Below are 12,818 nucleotides of genomic sequence, written 5' to 3'. Positions count from 1 at the left end.
AAGTATTTTTGGCCTGCTAATGTAACGGGTGTGGCTAAATTGCGCATGACTTGTGCTGCTGCACTGATTTCATCCACCGTTTCACCCTTCATACGTAAGCCGACCATGAACCCTGCAATTTGTGAGGGCGTAGCATCACCCGTCATAATGCTGTTCATGACTTCGCTCATTTGTTCATAGCTGAGATTTTGGCGTTCAATTACCGTTTTCAGTGCTGTTTTAATGTCCATGTTGTTCTATATTAGTTTGTGCTTGTCCTTGTTCCGACGGTTTCCGTTGGAATACAGAACTGACGCTCTGCGTCAAAAAAACCTAAATTAGTCATTTAGTATGTTCTAAACATAGGAACCGCTAACCTTCCTAGTTTAATACATTTTGCTTAATCAGAAAACTCAGTACAGCGTTCTAAATACACTATTGCGGCATCATCATGCTCATTAATGCCTAATACTTTTTCAAATGCGGTACGAGCAGCATCTAATTCACCACCATGATAATAAACGCAACCTTCTTCAAAGTCATTCAAAGTTTTGGCTTTTAGCTCGACAATTTCAGGTTTATCACCATCAAAAACTTCGTATACTGTGACTGCTTCGGATTTACCTTTGACTTTTACACGGTCAATTACGCGAATATGATAACGGGCAATATCTTCTAAATTTTGATAGGTCTGGTCGGTAATTAGCAAGGCTGTACCGTAAATTTTAGTTAAGCCTTCAATTCGAGCCGCTAAATTTACCGCATCAGAAATCACAGTGCCATCCATACGATTAGGCCCACCAACCGTACCTAACATCAAAGGCCCAGTATTTAAACCAATGCCGATTTTAATCGCTTGATAATTTGCTTCTTGTAATAAAATATTATATTCGACTAAACCTTTCAGCATCGCCACCGCACCTTGCACTGCATCATCCGCACTGGTGGGAAATAAGGCCATGATCGCATCACCAATGTATTTATCTACAAAACCACGATGTTCACCGATGATAGGTTCCATTTGTCCTAAATAAATATTGATAAAGTCAAAGTTTTCTTGCGGTGTCATTTTTTCTGACATAGCGGTAAAACCACGAATATCACAGAATAAAATCGTCATATCCTGTTCAACATGATCGCCTAATTGTACATCGACCACGCTTTCTTTATCCAATAATTTCAAGAATTCACGTGGGATAAACCGCTCATAGGCTTTGTTGAGTTCAAATAATTCATTGGTAAATTTCTGGCGTGCCGCTTCCACTTCTTCAGGGGTTTTGCAGCGTTCGATATAGGACTTTGCCGCTTCATCATGTGGATTTTTCGCAACCACTTCTTCAAATAATTTTCTAGCCCGCTCAAATTTTTTGCCGTGATAGGAAGCACAGGCTTCTTCAAAATATTCTAAAGTTTCATCTTTTAACTCAAGTTGCTCAGGCGTATCCGCTTCAAACACTTCATAAACCATAACGGATGTTTTATTTTTGCCTTTGCTTTTAATCCGATCAATAACGCGGATATTGTACTCAAATTTATTTTCTAAACGATTAAATGTTGTTTCTGTGATTAATAGCGGTGTTTTATAACTTTTAGTTAAATCTTCGATTCGTGCTGTAACGCTGACGGCTTCCGCAATGACCGTACCATCCATACGATTCTGACCGCCCACCGTGCCTAACATTAACATGCCCGTGTGCATCCCAATCCCAATAGAAATAGAAGGATAGCCCGCTTCTTTTAATAATTCATTGTAATCATCCAATTTTTTGAGCATGGAGATTGCTCCCCGCACCGCATCATCCGCACAGATGGGGAATAATGCCATAATGCCATCACCAATATACTTATCAATGAATCCATTATGCTCGCGTATCACAGGTTCCATTTGACCTAGATAAATATTAATAAAGTCAAAACGTTCTTCTGGGGTCATATTTTCAGAAATTTCGGTAAAACCACGGATATCGGAAAACATCACCGTCATTTCTTTTTCAACCAAATCACCGAGTTTAATATCTAAAATATTCTTACAACCCAATACGTTAAGGAATTCTTGCGGCACAAAACGTTTGTACACGTCATTGAGTTGACTGAGTTTACTTTTGTGGGTTTCAGTTTCGTTTTGAATTTCAGTGATTTGGTTTTTTAAATCAGTAATGGTTTGTTGCTGTGCATCAATTTGCAGTTGCAATACTTGTACAGATAGGTGAACTTCAATCCGTGCTAACACTTCTTCAATTTGAAATGGACGGGTCAAATAGTCCAAGCCGCCGATATTGAATCCGCGTACTTTGTCGACAGATTCTGTTTGCGCCATCATAAATAAGACAGGCACATGCTTAATCTGGCGATTTTTTTTAAGTTGTTCGCACAAAGTGAAGCCGTCTGGCGCAGGCATGATGACATCAAGCAAGATGAGGTTGGGCGTATTTGACTCGATCAGTTGCAACGCCTCTTCCCCATTTTCTGCAACAAGAACTTCGTAGTCATTAGTGGATAAAAATTCATACAACACACTCACGTTGTCTGGTTCATCATCCACAATGAGAATTGTCGGTGATTGTTGCAGGGTCATATCTCAGGACAATTATTGAAGACCTTCGGGAAAATGCTATGAAGCAATAGGAAAGTCGCAATAATACCACATTGCTGAATAAAAAATCGCAGCTTTTAGTTGAAGTTGGTAGGAAAATTCTGTGTTGAGTTTCTGACTGAATTGTCAGTGAGTGATTATGTATTTTAGTTACAGCAAAAACTATTTTACTGCTAATTGCGGTAAGCATGCTTAAAAACCATTTAATTATTGTATTTATTGTAAAAAATAATTAGCTATTATCTTGCAATTTTTGATTATGTAGCATTATATTTAATAGTATCGATTGGAGATGATAAGCATGAAAAAATTCTATATGTTGAAGACTATGAAATGGGTCGTGACATGCTTTCACGACGTTTGATACGCAAAGGATTTGAATGTGTATGTGCTGCTAATGGTGAACAAGCAATTGAGTTAGCACATAGCAAACAACCCAACCTTATTTTAATGGATGTGTATTTGCCCATTAAATCAAGGGTAGTGCTGTCAAAACTTATACCAGAATTGAAATTTGAATTTATTGAAGCCAGTTGTTGTGGCATGGCGGGTAGTTTTGGGATTGAGACAAAAAATGCAGAGATGTCGCGACAAATGGCAGAATTAAGCTTATCACCAGAATTGCGTGCTAAACCCGAATCCAAAGTCATTGCTAATGGATTTTCCTGCCAACACCAAATCTGTTCAGGAACTGAACATCACCAAAGCATATTGTGGTATTTTTACGTGATGCAATGTCAATAGATTGATAATGGAGCGCAACAGCACTCCATACTTGTGCGCTTAATCCATCCGCATTAAAACTTTCAAGTGAGCTGTGACACTACGTGCTAAAGATGATAAGTCATAGCCACCTTCCAACATAGAAACAACTCGACCATCGCTAAATTTATCCGCAATCACCAACAACTCTTTTGTGACCCATGCGTAATCTGTTTCACGCAACATGAAATTGGACATTTCATCTTCAGCATGAGCATCAAAACCCGCAGAAATAAAAATCATTTCAGGCGCAAACTTAGTTAAAGCGGGAATCCAGTGCATAATCACGGCTTCACGGAACTTGTCACCGCCTGTGCCTGCGGGTAAAGGAACATTAATAATATGGTCGCTAATCACATCACCGCCAGAAAATGGATAAAATGGGTGTTGAAAGCTAGAACAAAATAAAATTCGAGGCTCACTGCGGAAAATATCTTCTGTACCATTACCGTGATGCACATCAAAATCAATAATCGCCACACGACGTAATCCATAATCATGAACCGCATGAGCTGCAGCCACTGCAACATTGTTAAAAAAGCAAAAACCCATTGCCCCACCTCGTTCTGCATGATGCCCCGGTGGACGCACATTACAAAAGGCAACTTTATGCTGATGTTTGTGACCTAATACTAAATCTGTAGCCAATACAGCCGCACCCGCCGCACGTAATGCCGCTTTAGGTGTTTTATTGGTGATAATTGTATCGGGGTCAAGATAATTATGCTCACCATCAGGCAAACTCGCAAATGATAAAACTTTATCAACATACTTAGCATCATGCACACGGGTTAAATATTTTTTTTCTGCCAGAGGTGCTTCATGATGTCTAACAAAATCAAAAATATGTGCCATCCGCATTCTATCTTCAATGGCATTAATTCTGGCAGGTTGCTCAGGATGCCCCTCTCCCATTTCATGTTCCAAACAATCGGGATGATAAATATAGGCGATACTCATTCCATCTCCTTCGTCAAACTGTCCTTGGAAAAATTTTAGTTATGGCTCTATTCTAGCGCAATTAGCAGGATGACTGTATATTTTTGTTATTTTTCAGTTCAGGCTATTGGATTTCTTAACCATACCTAAATATAGATTAAGTCCTTCAAGGACTCGCAGTCCTAATACATGAAAAGGAATTAACTATATACTGTTTAACACATATTGAGCTGGAGGATTGGAAAGATTGTTAGAAACAAAGCCAAAAGGCCATTATCGACCTCAGAAATAGCCTTAAAGGAAATAAAAGCGAGGTTAAACACAGAAAATAATATAAAATATTTTGGAGATAAGAGCAAAAAAAAGACGTGATATTCTCGTTCTAGTTTGAACCTAATATCACGTTTCCTAACCGAGGGAGGAAAGTATGAATGCAACAACCAAACAACTAAGGAAAATACTACTGCTTATCGCTCTCTGAAAACTTAAATATTGAGCTATAAGACTTGTTTACCTATAAGGCAACCGCTGTGCCAAGTGAGAAAACACATTCCAACCTACTGTTTTTATAAGATAACCTTCTTAAATTCAATTTAAGATAAAAATACTAAAATAATTTATTTAGCTCTTAAAAATATATAATATTCTGATAGATAAAGGTTTCTGCTTAAAATTAGGTTTGTCGTAGAGTTTGTACTATGTTAAACAAAATGTAATTAAACTCACATCTGCTAAAACAATATTGACTTCACATCAACACATGCCTTTTTGCAAAGAGTTGTTTATAATTACAGCACAAAGGTTATTTTCTTTTTTTTAGTCTCATATACCAGCAAAGGAATTTTTATGAACCCTTTTAAAATATTTAACTTGATACCTTTATTTGCAGTGCTGTTAATTATTTATTTAGGTATGATGATTTCAGGTGTGAACTTCACTACAACGGCAGAACCCTTATTCTCTATCTCTCTTATCTCTGAGGCCATTTGGTCACCAACGATTAGTGACTTGTTGATTATTTTAGGGGTGGTGTTTTTATATGTTGAGATTTTCAAATCCACTCGTACGGGTACAACTTCGATTATCGAGCATGGCATTTCAATGGGTACATTCTTAGCCTTTTTGATTATCTTTCTAACAGTGAAAGATGCAGGCTCATCTACGTTCTTAATTTTAACGTTGATGTCATTGTTAGATGTTGTTGGCGGCTTTACAGTTACAATTTCAACAGCACGTAGAGACTGGGGCGGCGGTGCAGGTCATGCTCACTAAGTTATTCCAATCAATTATTTAGATGAAAATAAAGGCTGTTAGTTCATTGAGAGCTAGCAGCCTTTTTATATTGGTTTCATTCTTCACGAAGATAAGTATTGTTTTATTATGTTAATAATTTCATCATCATTAAAATCTTTTGCAAGTAACTCTACTCTATGAGTGAAAGGTTTTAATTCGGGACTTTCCTGTTCCATGTTTATTACAATTTCTAATATTCTTTGGATATCTCCCATATTGGCTGCATCTAGTAAAGTATTTAGCTTTTCTACCGTTGGCCATACAAAAACCTCTTTATCATCACTGCTAGATTGTTCCTGTTGTTCAAATCTCTCATTTATTTCCTCACAAACCCAAACTAGATTAAGCTGCTCCTGTAACTTATTTAGTAAATCATCGACTTCAAATGGCTTAGGTAAAAAATCATTACAGCCCGCAGCAATACTTTGTTTTTTATGAAAATCGAATACACTGGTTGATGCAACAATAATCGGTATATTTTGAGTGTTAGGGTGTTTCTTAATCAAGCGGACAGCCTCAAATCCATCCATGACAGGCATCACTAAATCCATCAAAATCAAATCTGGAGAAGTGAGCAGGGCTTTATCCACACCCTCTTGTCCATTGGCTGCTTCTATTACTGAAAAACCTAATGGGCTGAGTAAATTTTGCATCACTAAACGATTTTCTTTTTTATCGTCAACCACTAAAATATTACGGGTCTGACCTTCAAAGCCAATGACAACAAGCTGTTCTTTTTTCTTGGTTTTTATTAAATGGGAAACATTGTCTAACGATAGCTTAAACCAAAAGACGCTGCCATGTTCCAACTCACTTTCAACATTCAATTGGCCATCCATCATTTCTATCAAACGACGCGTAATAGATAAACCTAAACCTGTGCCTTCCGCTTTATGCAAAGTATCACTGACTTGTTTGAAAGGTTGAAAAATCGTCTCAATATCAGCTTGAGCAATCCCAATGCCTGTATCCTCAATCCGAAATAGCATTGTATTATCATGATAATCAAGCTTTAAGGTCACGCCACCACGGTCTGTAAACTTAATCGAGTTACCCAGTAAATTTATCAGGATTTGGCGCAAACGCTTTTCATCTGCTCGAATACCAATAGGCAAACAAGACAAAGGTTCATAATTAAAAGCAATGTGTTTCTGTTGGGCACGAATATGAAACAGCTCAACTAAATCATCCATAAATTCAATAAAGCTGATGTCGGTTGGATAGAGTTCAACTTTCCCTGCTTCAATTTTGGCTAAATCTAAGATATCGTTAATCAACGTCAGCAAGTAGTTTCCACTACGATAAATGATGTTAATGCCTTCTTTTTGACTGTTTGTAAAACTATTATCGCGTTGCAGAATTTGTGCGTAGCCTAAAATCCCATTAAGCGGCGTACGTAGTTCATGGCTCATATTGGCTAGGAATACGCTTTTGGCTTGGTTTGCCATTTCCGCCATTTCTTTAGCTTGCAATAAATCCTGTTCAGCTTGTTTGCGTGCCGTAATATCTCGGGCGAGACATAAAACGCCTGTCACAAGCTTATTCGCATCATGCAACGGAATTTTACTGGTTTCAGCCCAGCCTAATTGACCAGTTTCACTAATCCCTAGTATTTGTTCCTCAAAATAGAGCCTTGCTTGATTATTTGATATGACTTTTTCATCATCTAGCTGAAATTTTTCAGCCAATTGATGCCATGCTAAATCAAAATCTGTTTTACCCACAATATCATGCATATTGCTAATTCGATTCATTTTGGCAAAAGCTTCATTGCAACCTAAATAAACCGAGTTTTTATCCTTCCAAAATACCAAGTCAGGAATGTTATTAATTACTGAGCGCAGCACGTTTTCTTTTTCTTGTAACTGTTCATTGGCTTCGCGTTTGGCATCTAAAGCATCGCCTAATGATTGTGCCATTTTGTTGAATGAGTCTGCCAGTTGGCCTATTTCATCCTTTGAAGAGACAGGCACTCTAACGCTGAGATCACCTTGCCCTAGTTTTAAAGAGGCTTCACGCAATGCAGTAACAGGTTTTAAAATATAATAGGCAAACACAAGCACGACCAACATTGCGATAAGAGCGAGTAAGCATGCACCTAACATAGTTTGATTTCTTAGCTGAATAACGGTGGCAAAGGCTTCTTTGGTCGGATAATGTAAAATCAGCGTCCATTGATTGCCTTTAAAGGTTAAATAACCCAATTCTTTAGCCACAACAACCAACCTATCTTGACGTAAATCTGCTAATAAGTTGTCTATAGATACTTGCAAACCACGTCGCATGGCACTCCGATTGTAGTTTGAATACAGTACAGAACCTTGTTTATTTAATAGCTCCGTACCTATACTTTTAATGATTTTTTGATTTTCACCTAATATGTAATATAAAGAACTTGCAGGAATACGAGCCACGACAGCTGAAAATAGACCTGTGTGTTTTAAAGGTGAGGAAACATAAATAACCGAGCGTCTTAAATGTTGGGAAAAGCCGATAGTAATAATGGTTTTACCTGCTTGTAGTTGATTCCAATGTGAATCAGGAATATCAACAATACTACCCACTAAACCTTCTGTATCGACAATAACATTACGTTCAGCATCAACCAATGAAAGAGAAAGATACGCATTATGGGCATTACGGTGTTTAATTAGTTGTTTTGTTATGGCTAAACTTAGTTTATCAGCTTCAATAAACATCGCATCATTGGCCATTACGCGCGTATCAGCCATACGTTCAAATAGAAAGCGGTCAACCTTATCTATCATTTGTGTCGCACGTTCTTGAAGGTCATTTATGATTTGCTTTTCAACATGCTCTAAAATATTTTGCTCTAAAAACAGCAAAATGGGTACGATAATACCCATGACCATGCCAAAATAGAGCAAAATCAACTTTGTTGAAAGTTTCATGGTTGCTTGGCTGCTTGTACAAACCGAGGATTAATAACCTCATCCAAGTTAGGCTGGGTAATAAACTGTCCTTTTTGCATGAAGAAATCGATGGTAATTTGCCCAGACTTAAACATAGCCCCCTCTTTTTGCATTGCTTGCTGATTTTCAATCAATGGCAATAAGTGCAATTGTTGTATCCCTTGGGACATTTCTGGCTCTGAGACGCCTTCGGCTTTTGCCATAATAGCGATCGCTTCATCATAATCAGTTTGAACAAACTGATAAGCTTCAACCAGTGCATTTACAACCGCTTGAATATCTTCAGGGCGTTGTTCAATGACATCGCTATGAAACCCTAATACATCGAGAATAACCCCCGGTACATCACCTGCCTTAGCTAGAATTTTATAGCCTTTGTTCAATGCTTCAGTGACCATCGGTTCCCATGTATGCCCCGCATCAATTTTCCCAGCCTCAAGCTCGGCCAATACTTGACTGGCTAAAATATTAGCGGTTTTAAACTCACCTTCCTGTAGGCCTGCTTGTTCCATTAGTTTAAATACGAGCAATTGTGAAAAAGTGCCAACACCTTCAAATGCAACCGTTTTATCTTTCAAATCGCTTAAATTATTATATTCAGGCAAGCCAATGACGACATCTGCGCTATCAGAATAGTCAGCAACATAAATAATTTGGGTTGGAATCCCTTTGACATTTAAAGAAAAAACATCAGTGGAAGCTAGAAATACCCCGTCGACTTGATTTGTTTCATAAAGCTCTAACATTTCTTCATAATCAGTTCTATACATGAGTTCTACTGCTACGCCATATTTGGCAAATAAGCCTTTTTCCTCAGCGATAAAAGCATAGGCATAACCGGGCCATAAGTTAATACTCATCTTCAAAGGTGTTTTTTGTGGTTCAGGAGTAGAGCTAGTACAAGCTGTTAACAAAACAATGCAAAAAGCTAGAGTAAAATATTTCATAGATAAACTCTCTAATTAAATGTGAAACAAATCTATTTTGAATTTTAGGCTTAATATATCAATTGGTTTATATGATGTTAAAAGCACTTTAATTGTGTATGAATATAGAGTTGTTGGGTAAGGTTATAAATTAAGGTGTAGAAAGGCTGCCTATCCTGAGAAGGTTGGCAACCCTATTGATTTGAGTTTTTAATATACTAGCCTAAATTAGCTAAATAATAAGCTTAAAATGACTGGTTTAATCAAAAAATATCTACAATTGACTTATCTTAAAAAAAGTCACACGTTGTTGTAATACTTTAGCCTGTTCCATCATAGCTTCGCTGGTCACTTCAGACTCTTCAACCAATGCGGCATTTTGTTGCGTCATTTCATCCATTTGATTCACTGCTCGATTAACCTGATGAATACCTGAAGATTGTTCTTTACTCGCCGCTGCAATCTCGGCCACAATATCAGATACTTTTTTCACTGAAGTAACAATATCTTCTAAGGTTTCCCCTGATTTATTAACCAGTTTTTGGCCTTCGAGAATCTTATCATTGCTGTCTTGGATTAATGATTTGATTTCTTTAGCTGCTGCGGCACTGCGTTGCGCAAGACTTCTTACTTCACTGGCAACCACGGCAAATCCACGCCCATGATCGCCTGCCCTCGCGGCTTCAACGGCGGCATTCAAAGCTAATAAATTGGTTTGGAATGCAATCTCATCAATGACGCTGGTAATATCATTAATTTTCTTGCTGCTAAAAGTGATTTCAGTCATGGCTAACACCGCAGTATTCACAACCTTGCCGCCAGACTCAGCACGTATTCGAGCATCAGAAGCCAAGCTGTTTGCATGTTCTGCATTATTTGCATTTTGCTGCACCGTACTGGTCATTTGTTCCATCGTGGCTGAAGTTTCTTCCAGCGATGCCGCTTGCTCTTCTGTACGTTGGCTAAAACTGCTATTGCCTTCTGCCAACTGTTCTGCCACATAAGCAACATCATCAGCGGTTTTTTTAATTTCCTGGGTAATATTGGTCAGGATTTCAATAGTGGTATTGACATCCTGTTTTAAACGCTCAAATGTACCAATGTATTCATGCTCGATTTTTTTATTAATTTCGCCATTGGCTAATGAGGCAAAGACTTGCAACATTTCTGCAAAAATCTGTTGATTAAAATCAAGGAATTGATTGATATTAATTGAAAAAGTTTTAAATACGCCGTGTTTATCTTCTACATTAATCCGCCCTGCAAAATCACCTTGAGAAGCAGCTTGTAAAACCGTGCTTATTTCATATTCTAAAGTGTCACGCAATTGGGTTTGCATGTCAGAAAAAGCTTGTAATAACAGACCTGTTTCATCTTTAGAATTGATTTTAATATCATTGTCTAAAGAGCCCTGCGCAATGCCATTCGCAACATTGACCGCAATATTAAGTTGATAAATAATATTATGCAAAATAGAGTAACTGAGTAATAGTGCAAACAAAATTACAATAATAGTGATAGATAACAACAAGTTGAATTCTAAAGCCGCTGCATCATAAGCAAACGTGGTTTTTTCAAGTAAATCCTGAACCAATTTATCTTCTACACGCTTTAAGGCATGGATTTTTTGAGTCTGAATCGCTTCCCAATATTCAGCCACAGGTTGAACTTTACCTTTTTGATCGGTAATCGTATCTTTAATCACGCCATCCAATGCAGCCATATAGGCAAGCTCTCTCAGTTTGTTAATCTCAAGCGTTAATTCTTCCGTGATATGTTGATAAAAAAAGCGTCGTTGGGGTGATGTCATGTAACGTTCAATACTGCTTTTAATATAAACATGCTCTTGGGTGACTAAGTCAATAAATAACTTAAATTGACCTTCATCAAAATAACGTTGTTTGAATACTTCAGATAACAAGGCGCGTTCAATACCTGATTTTTCTTTTGCAACTAGAATATTGAGAAAAGCCAGTTCTTGTTTGAAGAACTCTTCATGAACGTAGGCATTGGCTAGATAATTTATTTTGGTAATTAAATGGACACTGATTTTGCTATATTGTTGAATGATTTTATATTCATGTATATTTTTAGCATTAGTAGATTCTCGCAATGGGTGTATCTGATTCAAAATCTGCGAGATGGCTTGTAAATCGACTTTTAATTGTTCGGTAATTTCATTGCTAAAATGTAGATTAACAATGGCTTGTCTAAATTGTTCAATTTCTTGGTCTAAGCCTTGACGAGCATTAGCCACTTCAGTAAGAGAGTGCTGGCCTTTTAAATATGCGGCACTGGTATCACGCTCAATCTGCATGTATTGAATAACTTCGTCTAATTTGGCAGATAGTTGAACGATTTCCTGCAAATCACGCATTTTTTGCTTAGTATTGGCTTTTTGCAGCACGACCATACTAGATATAATGAGCAAGCTAATCAAAGGGAAAAATAACATCAGTCCAAGCTTATGCTTAATTCTAAAGTTTTTTATCAGACTCATTTATTTATCTCCCCAGCAATAGAAATTCCATACGAATATATTTCAGACCTATTCCATTATACAAATTTTAGGCACAATAAAAATTCTAAATAGACATTATTTTCATGTGGTTTAGTACTTATACGCCAAACTGATTTACAAAAATAAAACTAAAAGTCTAGATTCCTTATAATAACCAGTGACAAAAACCACTTTTTCAAAAATTGTCAAAAACAATCTGAGCCATTATTAAAAAATACAATATGCTGATACTAACGACAGAATTATGAACAACATATAATTCGATTATTATCAATGCAATGAGGTCTGAATTGAGTATGAAAGATGGAGAAAATTTAAGGAGTGCTGGATTTGATGTAAAACAGATATTAGGATTAGCAGTTTTTGAAAAACGACCAATCCTGAAATTATGAAGTTTCTAAGCTAATTCAAAATCAATTTTTTTGTCGTCTAAATTAACCCTAATCACTTTGACTTTCAATTTATCTGATAGACGGTAACAAACGCCACTGGCTTCACCACACATTTGTTGACCAATTGGATCATAATGAAAATAATCTTCACCCAAAGCAGTAACATGAACTAAACCTTCAATAAATAAATCATCCAGTTCCACAAAAATACCAAATGGTGTAACCGCAGTAACGATACCTTCATAATCCTCACCGACTTTATTCTGCATATACTCACACTTGAGCCAGCTAATCACTTCACGGGTGGCTTCTTCTGCTCGACGTTCTGTCATTGAACATTGCTCACCTAATAGCTGCATTTCATTTTCAGAATACAAGAACTTCTTAACGCTGCGGCCTTGTAAACAATGCTTAATCGCACGATGTACCATCAAATCAGGATAACGTCGAATCGGCGAAGTGAAATGAGTATAACTATCA

General features: G+C 37.2%; 8 protein-coding genes and 1 pseudogene. 2 read left to right on the top strand and 7 right to left on the bottom strand.

Translation table 11 applies throughout. The features are described 5' to 3' along the window. Positions 1 to 230 (bottom strand): annotated as a pseudogene (trpD, locus tag ABXH34_RS14285) (anthranilate phosphoribosyltransferase); the annotation flags it as partial. A 149-nt stretch (positions 231 to 379) separates the two neighbouring features. Beyond that, the gene (locus ABXH34_RS14280; protein WP_353572559.1) at positions 380 to 2,554 is read right to left on the bottom strand and encodes an adenylate/guanylate cyclase domain-containing protein; all 2,175 of its coding nucleotides are present in this window, start codon (positions 2,552 to 2,554) and stop codon (positions 380 to 382) included. Between the two features lie 363 nt (positions 2,555 to 2,917). Between ABXH34_RS14280 and ABXH34_RS14275 the strand changes: the two genes are divergently transcribed. Then, a complete protein-coding gene (locus tag ABXH34_RS14275) occupies positions 2,918 to 3,316 on the top strand; it encodes a response regulator (RefSeq protein WP_353572558.1) in 399 nt (132 codons plus the stop codon). Positions 3,317 to 3,355: 39 nt separating this feature from the next. On the opposite strand, the gene ABXH34_RS14270 is transcribed toward ABXH34_RS14275, so the two are convergent. Continuing rightward, positions 3,356 to 4,294, bottom strand: coding sequence for a histone deacetylase family protein (locus ABXH34_RS14270; protein WP_353572557.1), 939 nt, complete (start codon positions 4,292 to 4,294; stop codon positions 3,356 to 3,358). Between the two features lie 825 nt (positions 4,295 to 5,119). On the opposite strand from ABXH34_RS14270, the gene ABXH34_RS14265 reads away from it, so the two are divergent. Next, positions 5,120 to 5,545 carry a hypothetical protein gene (locus tag ABXH34_RS14265; protein ID WP_353572556.1) on the top strand — a complete coding sequence of 142 codons (426 nt, stop codon included), beginning with the start codon at positions 5,120 to 5,122 and terminating at the stop codon, positions 5,543 to 5,545. Between the two features lie 83 nt (positions 5,546 to 5,628). Here ABXH34_RS14265 and ABXH34_RS14260 read toward each other — a convergent pair whose 3' ends face one another. The 4 genes from ABXH34_RS14260 to ABXH34_RS14245 all read right to left on the bottom strand — a co-directional run. Beyond that, on the bottom strand, positions 5,629 to 8,478 hold the full coding sequence (locus ABXH34_RS14260; RefSeq protein WP_353572555.1) for an ATP-binding protein: 2,850 nt from the start codon (positions 8,476 to 8,478) through the stop codon (positions 5,629 to 5,631). Next, positions 8,475 to 9,446, bottom strand: coding sequence for an ABC transporter substrate-binding protein (locus ABXH34_RS14255; RefSeq protein ID WP_353572554.1), 972 nt, complete (start codon positions 9,444 to 9,446; stop codon positions 8,475 to 8,477). The genes ABXH34_RS14260 and ABXH34_RS14255 overlap by 4 nt, the downstream gene beginning before the upstream one ends. A gap of 253 nt (positions 9,447 to 9,699) precedes the next feature. Next, on the bottom strand, positions 9,700 to 11,925 hold the full coding sequence (locus ABXH34_RS14250) for a methyl-accepting chemotaxis protein (RefSeq protein WP_353572553.1): 2,226 nt from the start codon (positions 11,923 to 11,925) through the stop codon (positions 9,700 to 9,702). Between the two features lie 418 nt (positions 11,926 to 12,343). After that, positions 12,344 to 12,818 (bottom strand): S1 RNA-binding domain-containing protein (locus tag ABXH34_RS14245; RefSeq protein ID WP_353572552.1); only part of this gene is annotated, 475 nt, incomplete at its 5' end.

The organism is Candidatus Albibeggiatoa sp. nov. BB20 (assembly GCA_016744725.1).
Lineage (GTDB): Bacteria > Pseudomonadota > Gammaproteobacteria > Beggiatoales > Beggiatoaceae > Albibeggiatoa.
The sequence above is the reverse complement of the archived record's forward strand: the minus strand, read 5'-3'. Positions and strand labels throughout refer to the sequence as shown.

Excerpts from the sequence above, each read along its gene's own strand:
- ABXH34_RS14250 (WP_353572553.1), bottom strand. The coding sequence starts at position 11,925 with ATGAGTCTGATAAAAAACTTTAGAATTAAGCATAAGCTTGGACTGATG.
- ABXH34_RS14255 (WP_353572554.1), bottom strand. The coding sequence starts at position 9,446 with ATGAAATATTTTACTCTAGCTTTTTGCATTGTTTTGTTAACAGCTTGT.
- ABXH34_RS14260 (WP_353572555.1), bottom strand. The coding sequence starts at position 8,478 with ATGAAACTTTCAACAAAGTTGATTTTGCTCTATTTTGGCATGGTCATG.
- ABXH34_RS14280 (WP_353572559.1), bottom strand. The coding sequence starts at position 2,554 with ATGACCCTGCAACAATCACCGACAATTCTCATTGTGGATGATGAACCA.
- ABXH34_RS14265 (WP_353572556.1), top strand. The coding sequence starts at position 5,120 with ATGAACCCTTTTAAAATATTTAACTTGATACCTTTATTTGCAGTGCTG.
- ABXH34_RS14270 (WP_353572557.1), bottom strand. The coding sequence starts at position 4,294 with ATGAGTATCGCCTATATTTATCATCCCGATTGTTTGGAACATGAAATG.
- ABXH34_RS14275 (WP_353572558.1), top strand. The coding sequence starts at position 2,918 with ATGCTTTCACGACGTTTGATACGCAAAGGATTTGAATGTGTATGTGCT.